The 21,665-nt window shown below is 45.3% G+C and carries 19 protein-coding genes; 12 read left to right on the top strand and 7 right to left on the bottom strand.

Annotation, left to right across the window (positions count from 1 at the left end; all coding sequences use genetic code 11):
- Positions 1-151: 151 nt before the first annotated feature.
- From KIO97_RS09980 to KIO97_RS09945, 8 genes are all read left to right on the top strand, one after another.
- Positions 152-835 carry a DUF3334 family protein gene (locus KIO97_RS09980; RefSeq protein ID WP_005428030.1) on the top strand — a complete coding sequence of 228 codons (684 nt, stop codon included), beginning with the start codon at positions 152-154 and terminating at the stop codon, positions 833-835.
- Between the two features lie 154 nt (positions 836-989).
- Entirely contained in the window at positions 990-1,685 is a 696-nt protein-coding gene (locus KIO97_RS09975; RefSeq protein ID WP_005428026.1) for a DUF2786 domain-containing protein, read from the top strand.
- 165 nt (positions 1,686-1,850) lie between these two features.
- Complete coding sequence (locus KIO97_RS09970; RefSeq protein WP_373417317.1) at positions 1,851-2,510, top strand: OmpA family protein; 660 nt, start codon at positions 1,851-1,853, stop codon at positions 2,508-2,510.
- Between the two features lie 76 nt (positions 2,511-2,586).
- The gene (locus KIO97_RS09965; RefSeq protein WP_285382272.1) at positions 2,587-3,567 is read left to right on the top strand and encodes a J domain-containing protein; all 981 of its coding nucleotides are present in this window, start codon (positions 2,587-2,589) and stop codon (positions 3,565-3,567) included.
- A 178-nt stretch (positions 3,568-3,745) separates the two neighbouring features.
- Positions 3,746-3,931 carry a hypothetical protein gene (locus tag KIO97_RS09960; protein WP_005428035.1) on the top strand — a complete coding sequence of 62 codons (186 nt, stop codon included), beginning with the start codon at positions 3,746-3,748 and terminating at the stop codon, positions 3,929-3,931.
- A 265-nt stretch (positions 3,932-4,196) separates the two neighbouring features.
- Positions 4,197-4,484, top strand: a complete 288-nt coding sequence (locus KIO97_RS09955; protein ID WP_005428049.1) for a hypothetical protein — start codon at positions 4,197-4,199, stop codon at positions 4,482-4,484.
- Between the two features lie 469 nt (positions 4,485-4,953).
- The gene (locus KIO97_RS09950) at positions 4,954-5,346 is read left to right on the top strand and encodes a SulA-like leucine-rich domain-containing protein (protein ID WP_285382270.1); all 393 of its coding nucleotides are present in this window, start codon (positions 4,954-4,956) and stop codon (positions 5,344-5,346) included.
- Between the two features lie 204 nt (positions 5,347-5,550).
- Complete coding sequence (locus tag KIO97_RS09945; RefSeq protein ID WP_050905540.1) at positions 5,551-6,654, top strand: phosphoribosylaminoimidazolesuccinocarboxamide synthase; 1,104 nt, start codon at positions 5,551-5,553, stop codon at positions 6,652-6,654.
- 95 nt (positions 6,655-6,749) lie between these two features.
- Here the strand turns inward: KIO97_RS09945 and KIO97_RS09940 are convergent, their stop codons facing one another.
- From KIO97_RS09940 to KIO97_RS09925, 4 genes are all read right to left on the bottom strand, one after another.
- Positions 6,750-8,423, bottom strand: coding sequence for an alkaline phosphatase (locus KIO97_RS09940; RefSeq protein WP_285382267.1), 1,674 nt, complete (start codon positions 8,421-8,423; stop codon positions 6,750-6,752).
- A 289-nt stretch (positions 8,424-8,712) separates the two neighbouring features.
- Positions 8,713-9,090, bottom strand: coding sequence for a hypothetical protein (locus KIO97_RS09935; RefSeq protein WP_005428025.1), 378 nt, complete (start codon positions 9,088-9,090; stop codon positions 8,713-8,715).
- Between the two features lie 235 nt (positions 9,091-9,325).
- On the bottom strand, positions 9,326-10,084 hold the full coding sequence (locus KIO97_RS09930; protein ID WP_005428061.1) for a phospholipase A: 759 nt from the start codon (positions 10,082-10,084) through the stop codon (positions 9,326-9,328).
- Positions 10,085-10,203: 119 nt separating this feature from the next.
- Positions 10,204-12,558 carry a helicase-related protein gene (locus KIO97_RS09925; protein ID WP_285382264.1) on the bottom strand — a complete coding sequence of 785 codons (2,355 nt, stop codon included), beginning with the start codon at positions 12,556-12,558 and terminating at the stop codon, positions 10,204-10,206.
- A gap of 236 nt (positions 12,559-12,794) precedes the next feature.
- Here KIO97_RS09925 and KIO97_RS09920 point away from each other — a divergent pair, with 236 nt between their 5' ends.
- The 3 genes from KIO97_RS09920 to KIO97_RS09910 all read left to right on the top strand — a co-directional run bounded on the left by KIO97_RS09920 (position 12,795) and on the right by KIO97_RS09910 (position 17,001).
- Entirely contained in the window at positions 12,795-14,483 is a 1,689-nt protein-coding gene (locus KIO97_RS09920) for an NAD-dependent malic enzyme (RefSeq protein ID WP_285382262.1), read from the top strand.
- A 166-nt stretch (positions 14,484-14,649) separates the two neighbouring features.
- On the top strand, positions 14,650-15,384 hold the full coding sequence (locus KIO97_RS09915) for a vancomycin high temperature exclusion protein (RefSeq protein WP_285382260.1): 735 nt from the start codon (positions 14,650-14,652) through the stop codon (positions 15,382-15,384).
- 246 nt (positions 15,385-15,630) lie between these two features.
- Positions 15,631-17,001 carry a DASS family sodium-coupled anion symporter gene (locus KIO97_RS09910; protein WP_038891330.1) on the top strand — a complete coding sequence of 457 codons (1,371 nt, stop codon included), beginning with the start codon at positions 15,631-15,633 and terminating at the stop codon, positions 16,999-17,001.
- 178 nt (positions 17,002-17,179) lie between these two features.
- On the opposite strand, the gene KIO97_RS09905 is transcribed toward KIO97_RS09910, so the two are convergent.
- Positions 17,180-18,526 carry a diguanylate cyclase gene (locus tag KIO97_RS09905; protein ID WP_285382257.1) on the bottom strand — a complete coding sequence of 449 codons (1,347 nt, stop codon included), beginning with the start codon at positions 18,524-18,526 and terminating at the stop codon, positions 17,180-17,182.
- A gap of 339 nt (positions 18,527-18,865) precedes the next feature.
- Here KIO97_RS09905 and KIO97_RS09900 point away from each other — a divergent pair, with 339 nt between their 5' ends.
- Positions 18,866-19,690 (top strand): DUF2797 domain-containing protein, encoded by an 825-nt coding sequence (locus KIO97_RS09900; RefSeq protein WP_285382255.1) that lies wholly within the window; start codon positions 18,866-18,868, stop codon positions 19,688-19,690.
- Between the two features lie 75 nt (positions 19,691-19,765).
- On the opposite strand, the gene KIO97_RS09895 is transcribed toward KIO97_RS09900, so the two are convergent.
- Positions 19,766-21,001, bottom strand: coding sequence for a cysteine desulfurase-like protein (locus KIO97_RS09895; RefSeq protein WP_285382253.1), 1,236 nt, complete (start codon positions 20,999-21,001; stop codon positions 19,766-19,768).
- On the bottom strand, positions 20,985-21,641 hold the full coding sequence (locus tag KIO97_RS09890; protein ID WP_005428534.1) for a 2OG-Fe dioxygenase family protein: 657 nt from the start codon (positions 21,639-21,641) through the stop codon (positions 20,985-20,987). Before KIO97_RS09890 ends, KIO97_RS09895 begins: the two co-directional genes overlap by 17 nt.
- Between the last annotated feature and the right edge of the window lie 24 nt (positions 21,642-21,665).

The following is a 21,665-nucleotide window of genomic DNA, read 5'->3' as shown; positions in this document are numbered from 1 at the left end:
GAAGTTGTTTTCTTTGAATTATGTCACTTTACAACATTTAAAAAAGCGTTCAAATCAGAATCTCAATACAATATTTAAACTTATACTTTATTTTTGAAGGCTTGATGCCTTACATTGAAAGGGAAATAGCCTTTCAATATGAGCTTTCAGGATGAAAAAAAATAAAGTTGTAACCACTGAAGATATCCTTCTAAAACTTTGCCAGTCGGTTTCTGGCGTTCTCACTTCGGCAACCTCTTCTCAAATTAATTACTCTGCAATGGTGCAAAAGATCAATAAAACCAGCCTCAAGCCGGATTTTGGTTGTTTTGTGCTGTTTGATGGCGGTTTCACTGGCCTAGTTGTGATTAACTTTACCGCGAAAGCGGCGCTTGAGATTTACACCAACTACATGCGCAATATGGGCATGCCAGAAGAAGAACTGGCGATCTCACACACCTCAGATGAAGTGGGCGATGTACTGGGTGAGTTGATGAACCAACTTGTTGGTGACTTCACCAACAAGATTCGCAAAGAGCTGCAAACCAACATCACTCAGAATCAGCCAAAAATGCTGTCACTGAACAAGCAAGTGATTCTGCAAGTCGATACCAACCTCGACCGCCCACAAGCGCGACGTGTGACTTTCTCAACAGCAAACAACAACATCTTCTATTTAGAGCTTGCCATGGACAAAACTGAGTTTATCCAATTAGAAGAGTTTGAGGTGGCGGAAGATGAAAGCCCAGACGATATCCTAGAAGCCACGCGCAAAAGCATGGAAGACAAAAAAGCGGCAGAATCGGCGAGCAACAAGAGTGATGCCGATGATCTGCTTGACCAACTTGGTCTGTAATTTTTGTTGATAACCTCATCATCGCAAAGCCCCTTTTTACAAGGGGCTTTCTTTTTGCAGCACGCTTTTCCCTTGCTATCGTTATTCCGTTTTTGCCTCAAAAAAGGTAATATGTCCGACTTCTTAAATTTTCCGTTCTCGGTACTGGTTGTCGATGGATAAACAAAAAGCTCTGAAAAAAATCGCCAAGTGTTTAGAACTGGGCAATTCCGCCAACGTAAATGAGGCAGCTAACGCTATCAAGATGGCGCACCGTCTCATGCTGAAATACGGCTTGGACAAAGATGATATTGAGTTTATCAAAATGGGTAAGACTCAATCTTCACACCTCCTGCCGACTAACATCAGCTCAACACTGCTGCGTGTGATTCGTGGCATTAACACCAAGTTCGGTGTTGAAGCGGTTCTACTGAACCACAAAGGGCTTAAACGTGTCGAGTTTATCGGTGAAGCAGACCGTGCAATTTTCGCGGCTTTCGCTTTCGATATTATCTATCGCGAACTAAACGAGAGTACCGGGCAATTCCGCAATAGCTTTGCTGGTTCTGGCACCTCTTCAATGGAAGTCACTCGTCGCGTAAACTCATTCGTTTCTGGTTGGGTGGAAGGCGCGTTAGAGAAGCTGCCTGTGATCTCGCCAGACGAAGAGTCAGCAAACAAAATCAATAACTACATTGATAAAGAATTCAAAAACATCGATCGTGAGACGTTCAAGAAGCAGCTCAAAGAAGCGATGAAGAACATCACGGCAGACTATGAAGTAGGTTTGAAGAAAGGCCGTAAAGTCTCCGTTAACCGTGGTGTTGGCGGTGAACAAGCTAGGAAAATGTTGGGCGACTCCTCTAAGTAACCATAGAACTGGTCACAACGTCGCCAACTATAAGAAAAAGCTTACAAAAGTTCTCTCTGCCTGACGTTCTCATAACAAATATCAATACTTTCTATTCCATAATTCACATCCCATTATGAGGCGCACTTGCGCCTCGGCTTATACGGAGATTTTCCCTTGAAAAAGATGTCTATTGCACTTGCGCTAGTGCTGGCTCTTACTGGCTGTCAAGCAACACAACGCCAAAACGCAACCACAGGTGAATACGAAACTAACTCAACCACGCAAGGTGCGCTTATCGGTGCGATCGCAGGTGCGGCAATTGGCCTAGCTGTGGGTGATAACGCAAAAGAACGCCGTAAAGGTGCTTTGATTGGTGCAGCTGCTGGCGGTGCAACAGGCGCTGGTGTTGGCTACTACTTCGACCAACAAGAAGCGGAACTGCGTCGTGCCCTACTAAACTCTGGCGTACAAGTTGAACGCGTTGGCGAAAACCAACTGCTTCTTCGCATGGAAAACGGCATTGGCTTCTCTTCAAGCTCTTACCAACTTGATTCAAGCATCCACAACACACTGCGTGGCGTGGCTCGTATCCTAGTTGAATACCCAGACACAAGTCTTGTGATCGATGGTTACACAGACAGCACAGGCAGCGATTCTTACAACCAAACGTTATCTGAGCGCCGTGCTGAATCAGTACGTCAGTACCTAGTGTCACAAAAAGTTGCTCCAGGTCGCGCAATTGCACGTGGCTACGGTGAGCGCAACCCAATTTGTTCAAACCAAACTTCTGAAGGTCGTGCTTGCAACCGTCGTGTTGAAATCCAGATCTTGCCACTGAAGTAATTTGGTTGCACCATACCGGTAATAATAATGATTACCGGAGCAGGTCTAGCGAAGTGCGCTAGACCTGACATACCCAATGTCTTTCAGAACCATTGCCCTCACCTTTGCTTTAAGTACCTGCTTTAGCAGCACTGTGTTTGCTTCCCCAAATCCATCACAACCCGAAGCCCAATTCGATCTTGCTCAGCAACTGGCACTGAAACCCAACCCAGAGTCACCTACAGATGCCCGTTATTGGTTAGAGCAATCGGCACACCAAGGGTATTTGCCCGCTCAAAAGCAATTAGCAGAAGATTACGCACGCGGCTTAAGCGGTAATATCGACTACACTCAGGCAGTCTATTGGTTTACCTCGGTTGCATTAAATGATCCGACTGACCGCGGCTTTCTGTTAGCGGATTTTGTTCAGCATCATCAAGCTGACGTTTCAAACTCTGATCTAGTGGAAGCTTGGTATCAATTGTCTGCACTTAAAAACCCTCAAGCAGAACAAGCCTACAATCAGTTTTTAGAAGAGCGCTTCAATCAACTCAGAGCGAAACAAGTTTCTGAGATTGTCGAGCTTGATAAAAAAGCCACCGATGAAGAGAAACAAGAAAAAGTAGAGATACTGCAAGAGGCGAAAGCGGACGAGTCCAACATTTGGTACGCTTCCGGTGCACTGGCTGTCGCTTTGCTGCTGGGTGGAGGTGCCTTTGGGTTTCGTAGAAACAGTCATAAAGCTAAAGCGAGCGCTGCGTACGAAGCCTCTAATGCTCAGCAACTAGAGACACAAGTTAAAGAACTGCAGTTTGCTAACAAACAGCTTAAACGCCAATTGGAAAAAGTATTTAAAGAGTTTAAGAAGATCAAAGGGCAACCTGAAACCCAAAAGCTCCTCATCGCTTGTGCCATGTTTGGCTATACTCCGCAAACCATCCCAGACAGTAAGGCAGTAAAGTTGCGCTACAGACAATTGTCAAAACTCTATCATCCTGATTCTAGGGGAAGTGAGGAAGAGATGAAGCGTTTAAATCAAGCGTTTAAAACTATTTCACAAAATGTTACAAAAGAGTAAAACACCGTCGCACACCCTAAGCTTGCGAGCTTTTCACCCTCGAAAACAAAGGCTCGCAATCGATCTCCCTCTCAAACAAATTAACAGACATTTAACCTGCCTATCTTTTGTATGCCATAATACTTGGCGAAAAATAACACCTAACGACTCAAAATTCATATAGGTGGGGAGAAAATCAATGTTCACTGAAGAAGGCACCTGTGATTGGTGTAAAAAACCTAGCTTTGTAACTCGTCATGATTACGTAGATGGTAAGTACCACAGTTCTTGCAAAGCTTGCTACGACATCGCCAAAATCGATGTTCGCCTATTCAACCAAGGCGAATTGCAAATGCGTGAACGCATGGCGCAAAGAGCAAGTTAACAAGAACAAATCAACGGAACTGATTTTCAAGGGCGCCTTTTTACAAGGCGCTTTTTTGATCCCGCTTCAATACTTATCTCGCCGAGATTGTCTCGAGGGTATTAATATTCCCTAACTCTCCGGTGTTTCGATGTCTATTAACAAACCTATCTAAAACAATGTCACTTATTTCATAGTGAAGACGATGGTATTCCCTGTCAGCGGGTCAAACCAATGATGGTTCTGGAGTATAGTTTTTGCTCAAACACAAAACATTGGTGACCACATGTATACAGATGAAGCAGCCGCAATCATTGCCAACCAGCCGCCTGAAGTCGTTGCGACCGGTGAGTTGATGGTTTTGAAGAACACAATCAAGCGAAAAGTGTCAGGGCCTAATAGAGCGCGTCTACTGAGAATCGCAGGCTCTGATTTAGGCAGTCTATGTACACGAGCAAACCCTGGCAACATAGAACAGATTCGTGCCATGTTTCAATCCATGGTACAGCTCGTTAGAGCCGGTAACATTGGCCAGTTTGAAACAGAAGTCGCACGCGCAAAAACCGAATTCTAACCATTATTAAACATCGATCCTTGTATTTTCAGGCTGCGAATTCGCAGCCTGCTTTTTATCTACTTATCGAATTAGACCCCTTGTTAACAACCAGCTAACTGCCCGCTTCACTTCAAACTTCCGCTGTATATTTATCTTCCTCATAACTTTAAGGGCTCTTAAAACCCTGTAGAGAGTCTCGAAAAGTACTGTATAAATCTGGAAAAACCACTGTATACAGAGCTCAGAAGTACTGTATATACAGTAGTAAACACCTGTATATGCAGTACCGAAATGCAGACCATCTCACATTTCCCCACCTTTATCAAACATGTCAAAAATCAAAAATAGCTATTTAATTTCAATGAGTTAATAAAAACAAAATGATAACTAAGAGAACGTTTTTCAACTCAATTCATAAAAAGCGGTTGATCAGGCATCAAAAACAAACTACTGTATACACATACAGCATGTATAAAGGAACAGTAAGATGCAGTTACAAACTCAATCTCATACATACTCTCGTTACAACGTATTGGCACAAGCAACACACCCTATGGATGTGTCTGACCAACTGCTTTCTAAGTTGGCAGTATTGTCTCAACAGCAACAATGGGTCCTGTTTACCGCTGAGTGCCCTCGTCCTGATTTTGAGCAACTTGCTGCTTCCAACATTCGCTGTCAAAACATCATTCAGATGAAGCCATCTCAACAGCTTTCTGAAGTGGAAATCGTGATTAAAGCTATTCAGTCTGGTAACGCCAGCGCCGTCGTCGCTTCGAACAAGATTGCATTAATGAATCAATCAATGCTTCGCGACATCGCTCAACGTTATCAGTGTGAAGTCTTTTTCGTCGAAGGCAGAGTGAACAAGTACCACTAACAAGATCGACGTTATCCATCCTGCATCTCGCCTCCTTTTTAGGAGGCTTTTTTTGTGCTTTAACAAATTAAAGCAAACGTTTGCTTTTTCTCTGGCGAGTTAAAATAGTTCTGGTATGATGCCTTCATTCGATTTATTCAGCGCATACTTCTCGCTGGATATCTTCTCTTTATGACGTTTGATTAAGATGATAGGAATGTCGCAATGAGCCTTGCTAATCAAGTACTTGCCGTCAATGACGACCTGCCAATTCGCACCCACAAGCCTGTTCACAGCGGAAAAGTCCGCTCTGTTTACTGGTTAACTGAAGAAGACAGCGCACGACTGATCAAAGAAAAAGGATACGATGTCGCTCCTGATGCCCCACTGGCCATCATGGTGATCAGTGATCGTATCTCAGCCTTCGATTGTATCTGGCACGGCGAAGGTGGACTAAAAGGCGTTCCGGGTAAAGGCGCTGCATTGAACGCAATCTCTAACCACTGGTTCAAATTGTTTAAAGATAACGGCCTTGCTGATAGCCACATCTTAGATATCCCTCACCCATTCGTTTGGATCGTACAAAAAGCGAAGCCAGTTAAGATTGAGGCAATCTGCCGTAAATACATCACGGGCTCTATGTGGCGTGCCTACGCAAATGGCGAACGTGAATTCTGTGGTATTGAACTTCCTGAAGGTCTTGAGAAAGATAAAGCGCTACCTGAATTGCTCATGACGCCTTCAACCAAAGGTATTTTGAAAGGCATTCCTGGCGTTCCTGAAGCGGATGATGTCAACATTACTCGCCAGAACATCGTAGACAACTTCGAAGCCTTTAACTTTTCAAACGCAGAAGACATCGCGCAGTACGAGAAGCTATTAAAAGAAGGCTTTAACGTGATCAGCAATGCACTCGAAGCGATTGACCAAACGTTTGTGGATACCAAGTTTGAATTTGGTTACGTGCACGATGCTGCCGGTAACGAAAAGCTAATTTACATGGATGAAGTCGGTACGCCGGATTCATCGCGTATTTGGGATACGAAAGAATACCAAGCGGGCAACATCGTTGAAAACTCTAAAGAAGGTTTCCGTCAGTTCTTGCTAAACCACTTCCCAGATCCCGATATTCTATTAAACAAAGAGCGCATGCCAGAACGTGAAGCGCTTGCTCGTGATAACGAACTGCCAGTAGAGTCTTTGATGGACATCTCACGCACTTACATCGGTATTGCAGAGAAGATAACGGGCCAACCAATCAAGTTGAGCAACGATCCAAAAGCTGAAATCATCGAAATTTTGAGCAAAGAATACGGTTTGATCGACTGAAGTAACACTCAGTATTGAACGGTTAAATTAACCAATCGAAAAGTCCGCACAAGTGCGGACTTTTTTATGTTTTGAACAAAGCGACGAGTCGCCCCCTACTCTATATCAAGCGTCAACCCATCCGATGTGGATGCCACTTTTGTAGTGATTTGATAGTTTCTATCTTTAATCGTAGATAACATATACCACGTTGACTCTGCTTTCTCAGGTGTAAAGGTGACACGCATAAAGCCACGTTGCTTGATGTCTGTCCATTGCAGTTCAGAAATTAGATTTGGCAATGTATATTCCATTTGAGCAATGGCGACGGGCTCCAAAGCTAAATATTCTTCCAAGCCCGGAGAGCTGACCGAACTTGTCGCGAACTCGACACCAACAGGGTTGTTTGACACATCCTTCAGTTCACTGGTCCACGCATTGTGCGTATCACCAGCTAAGCAAACAAAGTTGCCTGAGCTTGCTTTAGCGATTTCATAAACACGCTCACGTTCCACATAATAGCCATCCCAAGCGTCTAGGTTATATGGCAACTTTACGGTGTCTGAACTTGGATCAGCAAGATAACTGGCGATCGCATTGTTTACTGCTAGCAGCGCGTCCATTTTCTGCTCATCCGTCGCCGTAAAGAGTTGGAACATCGCCAACATCACCGAGCTAGGTAGCTCCATTCTCGACATAAGAACCTGCTGCCCAAGCACATTCCATTTTGCTTCTTGATTAAACGCATTCATTAACCAAGCGAGCTGCTCTGTACCAAGTAGTTCTCGTTCTGTACTGCGAGACTGCGCAACTAATCCACCAATCGCTTCCATAGTAGGGGCATCGAGAGAAAAATAATCCAATGGCTGTTCGCGGCCTACCAATCGAGTATCGAGCATCATCAAATTGATCAAATCACCAAAGGCAAACTGACGATAAATCAGCATATTTGAAAAGGTGTTTTCTCGCACAGGAAGCCACTCAGTCCAAGCCGCTGCCGCCGCGGCGCGTCTGTCATTAAAACTGCCTTCGCTGCTGTGGTGGTTTTCCGCCCCCTCCTTCCATGCATCGTTTGCTAACTCGTGGTCATCCCAGATTGCGATCATCGGTAATGCTGCATGCAGAGCTTGGAGATCTTCATCTTGGCGATATTGAGCGTAGCGCTTTCGGTAGTCATCTAACGTAATACATTCAGTGCCCTTGCTTGGCTCACGCCCCAATGCTGCCGCATCCTCACTGGCATAACCCCCAGCACCATATTCGTAGATGTAATCGCCAAGGTGCAAAACCACATCGAACGACGCTTTTTGGTGCTGTTCTAAAATCTCTTTATAGACATTGAAGTAACCCGCCGGATAATTCGCACAAGACACAACGGCCATCGATGCTTTGTCTACACTGCCTTCTGGTAGAGTCTGCGTTATGCCTACTATACTGCTCGCCTCACCGATCATAAAACGGTAGTAATACTGTGTATTGGGGTTGAGATTTTGCACATCTACCTTCACCGTGAAATCATGACTGGTATCTGTCGCAAAGGTGCCGCTTTGCTCAATACTAGAGAAATCTTCCGTTACAGACACCTGCCAAGAGACATCGACATAACTCGCCTCCGTAGTCACTCGTGTCCAGATGATTACTTGAGTTTGAGTTGGGTCACCGCTGGCGACACCATGTTCGAATGAGGCATCGGTGACTGTATTTTTATCATCACTCCCACATGCAGTTAGTGTGGTAGCAACGGCTCCTGAAGAGACGACTTTTATAAAATCTCGGCGAGACAATGACATAGTAACTTCCTTTGTTATTGTGTTCTTATCGATGCGCGTTTTCCTACGCTAAGTAACAAGCCAATTTTGGTATTGGGTTTGTTTGGCTAATTACTCTAAAAAACATTAAGTTAGAAGCTAGTTATGACAATTGCATTTCTGGATATGACATTTTTGTTAATTAAAGTGTAAATACTCTATATTCATCACATTTCCAACAAACCATGAAGCTATTGATAAATGTGATATTCAAAACAAAAAAAGCGACCCGTTATAGGTCGCTTTGTGTTTGAGGATATGTTCCTTGGCGTTAGAGCTTCAAATTAAGTACATCTTGCTCTGCAGTTTCTACTTTTAGTTTACTTCGAGATTCAATGTACTCTATCTGCTGAGAGTCTAACGAATAAGGCATCACTACACGTAACTCATGGATTCCTTCATGTTTTGCTAGTTTCACCAACATCACTAGATTGGATTCATCGCTCTGACGTGAAGACATCGATTTTAAGGCAGCATCCCAAAGGCGATCCTCTGGTTGGCTTAATTCCGCGATGTTCTGTTTCCACATCAGACCAAAAATGGGAGCGATGGTGGCGAAGGCCTCCAAAAAGGTCCACTTCTTACTTCCCGTTGCTCCTAGGAAGCTTGTGTAGTCGAATTCAATGCATGTCTTTCCTTGTTGCTCCATCCTATGCCTCGACACTCTGAACTGAGGTATACAAAATATCGTTCAATTACTTTGATATAGCAATAGGATATAAAACAATGGTCTTTTATGCCTTAATTTGACCTCAAAAGGAAATATTAAAACCAGCTTTGTAACAAATGATGTACAGCTTCGCCATATATACGCATCCAATTGATTAATATTTTAAACGCCAAACTAAAAGCACGCTCCCACAAGGAGAAGAAGCAAATCGGTACTAGAGGTTAACCAATTTGATTCCCAGTCCAATACGGGTTTGTGAATGGTCATAATCAATCAAGGTTTCACCATAGCCATGGTAGCCCTGAACATACAAACCTAAGATGTCATTAAAGTACAAGGTGTACCCCAATTCTACGCCACCTTTGTCATCGGCAAAGTTGTAGAAGCCTCGGGTATTAAACACACCAGCGCCAGTGTAGAACTTCGCCCACAATTCATAGGGTGCATAGTAGTCTTCCATGTCGTCATTTTCTGTGGTGACAACCCACCAAGCATGCGCACCGTATTCAACTGGACCGGAGAAACGCTCAGCAGCGAGATAAAGACGATCCCAGCTACGAGAAAGCTTACTCGACTGGCCGTTTGATTCATGCTTGTAACCTAACTCTAAGTGGTTAAATAACAACATGTTTGATTGGTGAGCCAAGAACACTTGTGGTTTGTAATTGGTCTCTCTGAACGGAGAGGAAATGTCAGAGTTAGCGAGTTGCCAGAGAGACTTTTGCGTGTATGCGCCCATTAACGCGGTGCCAGAGCTGAATCGGTAAAACGGGATCGAAGCTGAGATCTGAAACTTCACTTCAAACTGTTGCAGCGAGTCCATTTCAGAACCGAGTTCGTTGTAAGCGTTTTGATTGATGTCGGTGGTGTATGTACCTAATACGTAGTTGTCTTCATAAGTTGAAATCTGCGCAATGTTTTTTCCGTAAGCCAATGCGGGACACAACAAGAATGGAATTACTTTATATTTCATCGTTTTCCTTCACGCCGCTCAAGAGGAGCGGCAAATTCATTCCTTATCACCTAAAAATTAGGTCATAAACTGCAAGGGAAACGGATTAAAGCAATTATCGTTCCGGATTATGAATTTCCTTATTTCACATCCAGCACACGACTGGCTTTTTTGTACTGCACTTTCCAACCAGACCAACGAGGTAGCTCCCAGCGTTTAGGGTCCCCCTTTCGATTGCCATCGGTATAAATAACATGAACCAACTTGCGAGACACGAAGTACTCCACATCGAGTTTTAATTCAGCCAACAGCAGTTTAAGCGGAAATTGCTCTGCAAAGTCCTGATACTCCCAATCAGGAATGCCTTCGAATGGGATATCGTCCGCTTCAAATAGTTCAATGTCTTCCATGCTTTCCACGCCAAGCGTTTCTAACTGTTCCACGAGCCAAGTTGAAAACGACAAACCATCAAGCGTGGCTTTATCGATAGGCTCTTGATTTAATCCAAGCGCGTTATAAATCTTCCAATGTTGTATTTGCTGTTTTCTTAACGGGGCAAAACCCGGCAGTAGCGTTTCGGCTTCAATCATCTCCACGATGGACTGAACTGCGATACCACCTTCAAGCGCTTGGAATTCCGTGCAAATGGTTCGCCCAGCATAGGTCAAATGCATGGTCGCGCGCGGCACTTCTTCCTCATAATTGGTTTCGCCTTGCTGCCACTCGCCAAGTTCTAATTCACGCAACAACTTAAGTGAAATGGGCAGCATGACAGAGGCAAGGTTAAGAGTCTGCTTTACGCCTCGTCCGGGCACGCTGTGACTATCTAGCACCAATGCAGCTTCGCTTTTTTCGGGAAAACGGCTATTGCGCCCGACCATCATTTCCATCAAGCCATTGCCTAGCGCGTCACGACGTCGTTCTCGGCGAACAAATACAAGTTCTGGATGTAACGTGGCAATGGCTTTAGTCAATTCATCGCGTTTGTATCGCGATGCGACTTCAAGATCCGGCAGTTCAAACACTTCTCGCATTTGCTTTGCTAAACCTTGCGCTTCATCAAGCACGCTCGCATCAACATTAACGCCAGGAAGCTGCTCCCCTCGCACCAAACGAATCATCAATGAGGCATCGCAGCCAAATGGTTCTTCTTGTGCTAATGCTTCCGCCGATTCCCCACCTTGCAATTGATACAATTGAGCGGGTATAGACAGCGCTGCTGCTAAGTCGATCATTGCTTCTTTTTCTGATTTGGTCTGGATACGAGTCACTAAATCCGCAAATAAGGCATCAATTGGTAAAGGGTAAACTTTTTTACCGTGTTCGGTGATGTCACCGTGCTCGTCTATCGCTTCCATCCCTTGCAGGGTTTGGCGTGCTGAGTTGAGTGACTTTTCAGGTACAGAATCGAGGAAGGAAAGTTCGGAAAGTCTATAACCACAACAAGCCGCAGCGAGCATTGGCTCTACAAGTTCTTCACGGTGCAATTCAGGTGGCGTCACCAGTTCCAACGGAGCATGCTCACCAAACAAGCGAATACACGCCCCTTCAGCAACACGACCTGCCCGCCCCATTCGCTGCGCCGCACTGGCTTTAGAAATGTTGGTTAACGTCAGTGCTGTGCGTCCATTTCGTTGCACGGTTCTGCGTTCTAAACCACTGTCGATCACGACGCGGATGTTTGGAATGGTCAGAGAGGTTTCCGCGACGTTGGTTGCCAACACCACTTTGCGTTGCTTTTGTACTGTCAATGCACGGTGGCGTTCTTCATCACTGACTGACGCATGTAACTTCACCACCAGCACATCATCAAGGTTTTGCAGCATCTGTGAACATTGAGTGATCTCTTTACGACCCGGTAAGAAAACGAGAATATCGCCCTCTTCGTCTTCCAAAGCTTCTTTCACCGTGCGAACAACATCGTTCTCGCAACCCGTTTTGTTCGGCAAGTAACGGCTATCCAGTGAACGATGGGTAACGGTAACAGGAAAACAACGACCTTCCGATCGCAGCCGTTTGGCATCCAAATAGTTCGCCAGTTTTTCACCCTCTAAGGTCGCTGACGTGACAATCAACCGGTGCTGTTTTTCTTGCTTTAAAATCGCCGTAAGGAGATCAATGTCCCAGCGGCGTTCATGAAATTCGTCCACCATCACGATATCGAAGCTAGCCAGTTTGTCTTCCGCGAACCAACGCAGTGCAACACCGGGGGTCACGAACACGACGTTGGTGTTTTCATCGTAGTGTGCATGAAGCTTAATCGCGTAACCAATCTTCTTACCAAGTGGTTGGCCAGATTGCTCGGCAAGAAACTCGGCTAACGATGTGCAAGCAATTCGACGTGGCTCAATCACCAATACTCGGCCGTGATTGGCCGCCCAAAGCGGCAACCGTGTGGATTTACCAGAACCGGTTTCGGCTTCTACCACTAAATGGTGGTGATTCACGAGTTGGTCAAATTCAGCTTGTAAGCTATCGATAGGTAATTGAGACATAAAAGATAGAACGTGATAATGGATTGCGAGGCATTATACCTGAGTGAGAAATTCCTGCTTTAGGAATCGCTTCTGACTAATTAATGACAGTATTATCGTTTCAGTGACGATATTTTCGTCGGTAATTGGATTTTTTTGCGACATTACGTTGATGTACATCAACGAATGTTTACAACTAAATAGTGAACCCGTTAGAATTTTGCACGCATCCTTCAACCCTACATTTAAGGCACCCAATGAACAACGACAAGCGCCCACTCTATATCCCATATGCGGGTCCGGCTCTTTTAGCGACCCCTCTTTTGAACAAGGGCAGTGCGTTCTCCGGAGAAGAACGTAGTTCATTCAACTTGGAAGGTCTTCTACCAGAGACGACTGAAACCATCCAAGAACAAGTAGAGCGTGCGTACCAACAGTACAAAAGCTTTGAAAGTGACATGGACAAGCACATTTACCTGCGCAACATCCAAGACACGAACGAAACGCTATACTACCGCCTAGTTCAAAACCACATTTCTGAGATGATGCCGATCATCTACACACCAACCGTTGGTGCAGCGTGTGAGAACTTCTCAAACATCTACCGTCGTGGCCGTGGTCTGTTTATCTCGTACCCGAACCGTGACCGTATCGATGACCTGCTAAACAATGCAGCAAACCACAACGTTAAAGTTATCGTGGTAACGGATGGCGAACGTATCTTGGGCTTGGGTGACCAAGGTATCGGCGGCATGGGTATTCCAATCGGTAAGCTTTCTCTTTACACAGCGTGTGGCGGTATCAGCCCAGCTTACACACTACCAATCGTACTGGATGTGGGCACTAACAACCCGCAACGTCTAGCCGATCCTATGTACATGGGCTGGCGTCATCCGCGTATCACTGGTCCAGATTACGATGCGTTTGTTGAAGAGTTTATCCAAGCAGTACAACGCCGTTGGCCAGATGCCCTGATCCAGTTCGAAGACTTTGCACAGAAAAACGCAATGCCACTTCTAGAGCGCTACAAAGACCGCATCTGTTGTTTCAACGACGATATTCAAGGTACAGCGGCGGTAACCGTCGGTTCTCTACTTGCGGCATGTAAAGCGGCAGGTACTAAGCTGTCTGATCAACGTATTACTTTCTTGGGTGCTGGCTCGGCAGGTTGTGGTATCGCAGAAGCGATCATCGCACAAATGGTGTCGGAAGGGATTTCTGATGAGAAAGCACGTTCACAAGTTTACATGGTTGACCGTTGGGGTCTATTGCAAGAAGGCATGCCTAACCTTCTTGATTTCCAACAGCGCCTAGTTCAGAAGTTCGATAATACGAAGAAGTGGGAAAATGAAGGAAATGGCTTCTCACTTCTTGATGTGATGCACAACGCTAGGCCTACTATACTGATCGGTGTATCGGGTGCTCCAGGCCTCTTCAGCGAAGAAGTGATCAAAGAGATGCACAAACACTGCAAGCGTCCGATCGTGTTCCCATTATCGAACCCAACGAGCCGCGTAGAAGCAACACCAAACGACATCATTCGTTGGACAAACGGTGAGGCACTAGTAGCAACTGGTAGCCCATTTGAGCCAGTGGTTCATGAAGGTCGCTCTTACCCAATCGCACAATGTAACAACAGCTACATCTTCCCTGGTATCGGCCTAGGTGTACTTGCAGTGAATGCCAAGCGCGTAACGGACGAAATGTTGATGGAATCAAGCCGTGCATTGGCAACATGTTCGCCATTGGCTATCAACGGCAACGGTGCCCTACTTCCGCCACTAGAGGAAATTCACCTGGTATCGAAGAAGATTGCATTCGCTGTAGCGAAGAAAGCGATTGAACAAGGTGTTGCGCTAGAAATCACCGATGAAGCGCTAAACGATGCCATTGACCAAGCATTCTGGCAGCCGGTTTACCGTCGTTACAAACGCACAGCATTCTAAATTTTGCTACGCTTTGTATAATATTTAGCCCTCGCATCGCGGGGGCTTTTGTTTTTTATGCTTTTTTTTCTCATCCTAACCATATTTTGGCATAAATGGGCTTCTCTCTTTTCATTTCTATCAGATATGATGAGGGATACACATTGAAATAAGGACATCGAAAGTTTTGCTGTTTTCTCGCATAAAGTCAAACTGGAAGCTCAAGTTCTCATGGAAGCGTCTGGCTTTGGTTTTGTCGATCTCTTTACTCGGCCTTTTGGTCACCGTTATCACCATAGACCGCTGGGTCGTGCTGCAAGCGCAAGAAGAAATCTTTACCGACTACGAACAAGTGCCAGAGCACGAAGTCGCAGTCGTACTTGGCACCAGTAAGTACATTGGGAAAATCCTCAATACTTATTACACCCACAGAATCAACGCCGCTATCGAGCTGTACAAACAAGGAAAAGTAAAGCAGTTTTTGTTGAGTGGAGACAACGCACATCGCTCTTACAATGAACCTTGGACGATGAAGCGCGATTTACTCAGAGCTGGTGTGCCAGAAGAAGTGATTCATCTCGACTATGCAGGATTTCGTACTTTAGATTCCATCGTGCGCGCTAAAAAGATTTTCGCCTCCGAGCGTTTCTTGATTGTCACACAACGATTCCATTGTGAGCGCGCTCTGTTTATTGCTGATGCTTATAATATCGATGCACAGTGTTTGGCCGTAGCGGGCCCAACAGCGAGTAAGCAGAAACTCAATATGAGAACACGTGAACTGATGGCCCGCGTGAAAGCATTTTTGGACTTGTACATCATGAATACGCAACCGCGCTTCCTTGGCCCTCAAGAGCCAATCGTTGCGGTGGAAGAAAAGCAGGAAGCCATCGACAACGAACGCAATATCCCGGTTCAGTGAGTCGAGCCAAGTGTCGCTTCTTTCAACATCCTTGTTCAATACAACACCACGATAACAATTCATTAAAAGTAAATGGGTAGATTTCTACCCATTTCCAATTCTCAACCTCACACTTTCTTATTCCGCCGCCGATTCAGACAAAACACCCTTTCGCATTCGCAGTAACATTTAAATTAATAAATAACTACAAGTCAGTTACTTTGCCATAAAAAACCAACACTAAGGCAATGCAAAAGGAGCACAACCATGACCGCACTCGCTGTGACATTGAAGAACTGGTTCTTCACACGCAACAGCATGATATTGACGTCTAATGTCCTGCTATTCGCTATTCTGTTCAACACCTTACCCTTTGAGCCCCAAGTCGTAACCGGCTTATGTATTTTGATTTTCGTTGCCGTACTTTGGTTGACGGAAGCCATTCACGTAAGCATCACGGCCCTATTAATCCCGTTACTCGCGGTGTTCTTAGGCGTATTCAATACCCAAGCCGCACTGAACAACTTCTCCAACTCGATCATTTTCTTGTTCTTGGGTGGTTTCGCACTCGCCGCCGCGCTTCACAAGCAAAAACTCGATCAAGCGATTGCCGACAAGGTATTGCTGATTGCGCGCGGTAAAATGTCTGTCGCGGTCTTCATGTTGTTTGGTGTGAGCGCGGGTCTATCAATGTGGATCTCTAACACGGCAACAACTGCGATGATGCTGCCTTTGGTTCTTGGTGTAATGAGCAAACTAGATGCGAAGAAGAGTCACAGCACTTACCTATTCGTGCTACTTGGTATCGCTTACAGTGCGTCGATTGGTGGTATCGCAACACTGGTTGGTAGCCCACCAAACGCAATCGCAGCGGCAGAAGTTGGTCTGAGCTTCACCGAGTGGATGGAACTTGGCTTGCCGATTTCATTGATTCTTATGCCTATCGCAATCTTGGTGCTTTACGTGATGACCAAGCCGGATTTAAGTCATCAATTCGAACTTGACCACAAACCTGTTGAGTGGACAAACGGTAAGAAGATCACGCTGGCGATTTTCCTATTAACAGTAACATTCTGGATTTTCAGCAAACCAATTAACGCCATGCTGGGCGGCTTCGCGAAGTTCGATACTTTGGTGGCGATTGGTGCGATTCTTTTGCTTGGTGCTTCTCGCGCTGTAGAGTGGAAAGACATTGAAAAGACGACTGACTGGGGTGTTTTGATCCTATTCGGCGGCGGTATTTGTCTCAGTAACGTCCTTAAAGCAACAGGGACAAGCGTATTCTTAGCTAACGGTCTAGCTGGTTTCTTAGAGCAAGCAGGCGTACTACTCACGATCCTATCAGTGGTTGCGTTTGTTGTTTTCTTAACAGAGTTTGCAAGTAACACAGCAAGTGCAGCGCTATTGGTACCAGTATTTGCCACCATTGCAGAGGCACTTGGTCTATCGCCAGTCATTCTGTCAGCATTGATTGCTGTAGCTGCATCATGTGCGTTCATGCTGCCAGTAGCAACGCCACCTAACGCGATTGTATTTGCGACGGGTCATATCAAACAGAAAGAGATGATGCGAATCGGTATGGTGCTGAACGTTGCATGTATCGGTGCACTGACGCTATTCGCTTGGTTGTTCTGGTAAACACACGGTTTTGATAAAACATTGTCCTGACCAAAATAAAGAGAGCGACGTTTAAACGCCGCTCTCTTTTTAAACTAGCACTACGACTGCTGTCCTTGGTAATCACCCGAATACCTAACTACTACCCCCTAGTCATGTTCAGCAGTTCCCTTTTGGTGGTCGGTCGGCCACCTTTTTTCTATGAAGCCTCAATTGCCGCTTCAGATTGCTTTTGCATACCGTAGTTAACCTCAATTCTATTTCGGCCGTTACGTTTGGCTAAATACAAGACTTCATCGGCACGCGCCATGGTTTCAGAAACACGCTCATTCTGCATTTGAGCAACACCAATGCTGCACGTCAAAAGCTCACCATGCACCCAAAGATGCTTCTCAACATTCTCTCTGATCAATTCCGCTTTTTTAACGGCTTGTTCGATATTCGTGTTCGGGCAGAAGACCACGAATTCTTCCCCTCCCCAACGAACAAGTCGGTCTTCAGGTAGAATTGAGCTTGCAATCACCATCACGAACTCACGCAAGATATCATCGCCCATCTGATGGCCATATTTATCGTTAACACGTTTAAACTTATCCAAGTCCATGTAAAGAATGGAGAACGAGTCATGCCCCCATCGGACTTGTCGTGCTTGCTGCTCTAGCCAACTTTGTACCGCGTGACGGTTCATCGCACCAGTTAAAGCATCGCGATGAGCCAGTTCCGCAAATTCATAATTTTGTGTACGAAGCGTCGAATTCACCTTCTCTAAATGGCGGTGGCGTTTCCGTACTTTGTTGTATGCGATTTTATTTTTACGCATTTCTTGTAGTGAGAATGCTAACCCCAGCGCCATCCATGAGAATAACAAAGCAAACAGCAGTGTCGACTGCTCTATGTATGCCCCTTCGAACTCGATTTTGTCGATTACAATTTTGTGGTTACCAAGAGCGGCACCCGCTCCGGTTGCGATATCAATTCGGGTGATATTGGAGAACTCCGGTGCGGAATGTTCAATCGCGACATCGTTGTCATTCAACCACCATGTCATCACCTGAAGGTTTGCAATTGGGATTTCGATGATCTCACTGAAATCTGAGGGAGAAAACTGCATGCCATTGTATTTAATGGTGTACTCATCATTTGGATCTGAGTAAGCCGAGTTAAAGTTTCTCAAATACAAACGTAAGTTCTTACTTGGATTCTCTCCATTCCCTGCCGATTCATAGCGGACTTTAAGACGAACGGTATGGTAACTCGAAAGATCGAGCCCTTTCGTTGCTTCCTTTACATCGGTATAGACTGAGATTCCGCAGTATGGCCATGCATATTTGCTCTCTTTCAAATCACAGTTCAACACCAAGCTGTGATTCTGGTAGGTAATGTCAGACTCGCTAAGGCCACCAGCAACTGCATCGTTTGTTACGTGGATATTAAATAAGTCTGGGGTCACAACCAGTTTACGAGTATCACCAAGCAAACTGTATAGCGCCACTAAACTGATGGTGCATATCGACAATGCAAAGATTAGTTTATGTATCCACTTCATCGTGATCAACCTAGTTACTGAGTATCGTTCTGTTTATTTTAAGCAAATGTACTGAAAGTTTTTTCACATTTCAAATAAAGTTATTTATCAAGTTAAAAAGTGATTTTTAATCCACACTCTCACTTTCAATACAGCTTAGTTACAAACTAAATGTGATTTTGGTTCAAGTCTGTAAGAATGTTCTCGCTAATTCTTATTTGCGAAGCATTTCACGCTGCTCAGAGATGGGTGTTTAAAAAGGCAGCGAACACGCTTCAATTCCATTTCAACACCGCTTTCTTCTGCCTCTCTTCTTTACTTCGGTATATACTGGTCAAAAACACAATAATGAGTAATGTCATGTCAATAATTGCTACAGGCACGCTAAACAAAATGCGTGCTTCTCTAGGTGGTGCAGTAAGCTACCGACTGCCAGTGGGTGAAGAAGAAGTGGATTTGAGTCCGTTTCTTGGAAAAACCCTTACTCTAACTCACACAGGTAACATCTATTGTTGTTCTTGTGGTAAGAAAACCAAGAAGAGCTACTCTCAAGGCCACTGCTTTGTTTGCATGAAGAAGTTGGCAAGTTGCGACATGTGCATCATGAAGCCAGAAACTTGCCACTACGAACAAGGCACCTGCCGTGAGCCGCAGTGGGGTGAAGAGAACTGCATGGTGGACCACTTCGTTTACCTATCGAATACTTCGAGTTTGAAAGTGGGCATCACACGTCATACCCAAATTCCAACCCGTTGGATCGATCAAGGCGCGACACAAGGTCTGCCTATCTTCAAAGTGAAAACTCGTCATATCTCTGGCTTGATTGAAATCGAGCTAGCAAAACACATCGCCGATAAGACTAACTGGCGAACGCTACTTAAGGGCGATGGTGAGCCAATTGAGCTGCAAGAACGCTTTGCAGAACTGCTGCCATTAGTGGAAGATAAAATCGCTGAGATTAAGCAACAGTACGGTGACGACGCGATCGAAGTGCTAAGTGAAAATATCACTGCCCTAAGCTACCCAGTTCAGCAGCATCCCACCAAAATTACTTCGCACAACTTCGATAAAAACCCAATTGTTACGGGTACGCTGCAAGGCATTAAAGGCCAATACCTGATCTTTGATACTGGCGTGATAAACGTGCGTAAGTTCACCTCTTATGAGGTTGAAGTGAGCGAATAAGCCCACCTTCACTCTATAAAAACAAAAAAGCTCGAGCCAAGTGCTCGAGCTTTTGATTTGTGGAATCGTCGATGATTACGCGTCGAGTATGCTCTCTAACATATCAAACAACATATCGATCTCTGCGGTTGTGTTGTAGTGCATACAACCAATTCGCACCACGCCACCCGATTCTTCGAGCCCCAGTTGGCGAACCAGCCCTAGCGCATAGAAGTGGCCGTTCCAAACGCAAAGATTGTGCTCACCCAATGTCTTAGCAATGAACTCTGGGGAGTATTTATCAAACGTAAGCGCGAACGTTGGCGTTCTCAGCTGGCTACTTTCATTGTTAATACCAAACAGATTCACCCCATCAAGCGCACTCAAGCGCTGCAAGAAATGCGCACTTAATTGCTGCTCATGCTGATTGTACAAAGCATAACTTTGCTCTAAGCGCTGACGAAGTGATGCACCTTCATCACCAAATTGCGCTAGGTATTCGATAGCAGCAGTCACGCCAGCTAAACCTTCGAAGCTCTGCGTGCCCGTTTCAAAACGTCCTGGCCCAATATTGGTTGCAGGCTCAACTTTATAAGGCTTGATTGCGTGCAACCATTGATCGGCGATGTAAGCGATGCCGACATGGGGCCCAAAGAACTTATAAGCAGAACAAGCAAGGAAATCACACCCTAACGCTTGTACATCAACCAAATGATGTGGCGCATAATGAACAGCATCCACATACACCTGAGCACCAATGTTGTGTGCCATTTCGACTACACGGTACATATCGACAATCGAGCCGGTGGTGTTCGATGCGTAAGTCACTGCGACTAAGCGCGTTTTCTCATTCAACAAGCTCTGAAGGTGCTCAAGATCCAGCGTACAATCTTCTTCATTAATTCTGACTTGATGAACCACCACGCCTTTGTCTTCAGCCGCTTGCTGCCAACTCGACACGTTAGAGTAATGGTCTAGAGCTGAAACAATGATCTCATCGCCCTCTTGCCAATCGCGGCTAATCGCACGACTAAGCTGGAATGTCAGCGAAGTCATATTCGCACCAAACACGATATTGCCGGAAGACGGTGCGTTTAGCAGAGCTTGTGCCGATTCGCGAGCCGATTGCATGACATCAACTGTCTCTCGACTTGAGAAATAATGACCACCAAGGTTGGAGTTGAATCGTCCAAGGTAGCTAACCATACTATCCAACACCGACTGCGGAACTTGAGAGCCGCCAGGACCATCAAAAAACGTTACTGGACGGTCGTTATGGTATTGCGCCAATGCCGGAAACTGCTCTCGAATTTGGTTAAGATTGAAGTTCATTTCGTTTGTCCGTCGCTGTCAGTACAAATACATCCATGTGACCTTCTTGATCATTAATCACTGAGCGAATTGGAACGGCGTTGTGCCACAGTTTGCTGTCTGCCAGCATTGCTACTTCCCCATTCTCCAGCACTTTACGGAAGAAAGGCGCTTGGTTGTGGCTGCTGTAAAGCATGATGTCACCACCCATGATGTTGTGACGCCCTACACCGACTAATGCAATATGGTCAAAGCCGTCTTGGTGTACTCCTTCTGGCGCAACTTGTGTTTCATCGTAAATTGCGGTGATTCGCATTTGGTGAATTTCGATTTCCTGACCATTTGGTAGATGATTTGCGTTAACGAACAGCTCACACATTTCTCGCAAACCTTCGCTGGAAAGAATCCCTTTTTCAATTGGCTCAAATTGACGAACCACATCGCCTTGAAAACGGTTTATATCCGAAGACTGTACAAAGCTGTTTTTGTTTAAATCGACTACCTGACCATTTTCGAACCCCACGACCGAGTAACGACGAAGACGGTATTGGCCGTCAGCGTGCTCAGTACGAGGTAAACCTTCAAAGGAAGGAGAAAGCTGCTCAATCGCTGCCATGCTGAGCTGAGTTAAATGTAGGGTGTTCTCACGTGAATGTAACATCATTGGCTCCTTTAATGAGGCACA

The sequence above is a fragment of the Vibrio sp. B181a genome (assembly GCF_030248375.1).
Taxonomy (GTDB): domain Bacteria; phylum Pseudomonadota; class Gammaproteobacteria; order Enterobacterales; family Vibrionaceae; genus Vibrio; species Vibrio campbellii.
The sequence above is the reverse complement of the archived record's forward strand: the minus strand, read 5'-3'. Positions and strand labels throughout refer to the sequence as shown.

Coding starts and splice junctions, on each gene's coding strand:
- KIO97_RS09980 (WP_005428030.1), top strand. CDS start 152: ATGAAAAAAAATAAAGTTGTAACCACTGAAGATATCCTTCTAAAACTT.
- KIO97_RS09975 (WP_005428026.1), top strand. CDS start 990: ATGGATAAACAAAAAGCTCTGAAAAAAATCGCCAAGTGTTTAGAACTG.
- KIO97_RS09970 (WP_373417317.1), top strand. CDS start 1,851: ATGTCTATTGCACTTGCGCTAGTGCTGGCTCTTACTGGCTGTCAAGCA.
- KIO97_RS09965 (WP_285382272.1), top strand. CDS start 2,587: ATGTCTTTCAGAACCATTGCCCTCACCTTTGCTTTAAGTACCTGCTTT.
- KIO97_RS09960 (WP_005428035.1), top strand. CDS start 3,746: ATGTTCACTGAAGAAGGCACCTGTGATTGGTGTAAAAAACCTAGCTTT.
- KIO97_RS09955 (WP_005428049.1), top strand. CDS start 4,197: ATGTATACAGATGAAGCAGCCGCAATCATTGCCAACCAGCCGCCTGAA.
- KIO97_RS09950 (WP_285382270.1), top strand. CDS start 4,954: ATGCAGTTACAAACTCAATCTCATACATACTCTCGTTACAACGTATTG.
- KIO97_RS09945 (WP_050905540.1), top strand. CDS start 5,551: ATGAGCCTTGCTAATCAAGTACTTGCCGTCAATGACGACCTGCCAATT.
- KIO97_RS09940 (WP_285382267.1), bottom strand. CDS start 8,423: ATGTCATTGTCTCGCCGAGATTTTATAAAAGTCGTCTCTTCAGGAGCC.
- KIO97_RS09935 (WP_005428025.1), bottom strand. CDS start 9,090: ATGGAGCAACAAGGAAAGACATGCATTGAATTCGACTACACAAGCTTC.
- KIO97_RS09930 (WP_005428061.1), bottom strand. CDS start 10,084: ATGAAATATAAAGTAATTCCATTCTTGTTGTGTCCCGCATTGGCTTAC.
- KIO97_RS09925 (WP_285382264.1), bottom strand. CDS start 12,558: ATGTCTCAATTACCTATCGATAGCTTACAAGCTGAATTTGACCAACTC.
- KIO97_RS09920 (WP_285382262.1), top strand. CDS start 12,795: ATGAACAACGACAAGCGCCCACTCTATATCCCATATGCGGGTCCGGCT.
- KIO97_RS09910 (WP_038891330.1), top strand. CDS start 15,631: ATGACCGCACTCGCTGTGACATTGAAGAACTGGTTCTTCACACGCAAC.
- KIO97_RS09905 (WP_285382257.1), bottom strand. CDS start 18,526: ATGAAGTGGATACATAAACTAATCTTTGCATTGTCGATATGCACCATC.
- KIO97_RS09900 (WP_285382255.1), top strand. CDS start 18,866: ATGTCAATAATTGCTACAGGCACGCTAAACAAAATGCGTGCTTCTCTA.
- KIO97_RS09895 (WP_285382253.1), bottom strand. CDS start 21,001: ATGAACTTCAATCTTAACCAAATTCGAGAGCAGTTTCCGGCATTGGCG.
- KIO97_RS09890 (WP_005428534.1), bottom strand. CDS start 21,641: ATGTTACATTCACGTGAGAACACCCTACATTTAACTCAGCTCAGCATG.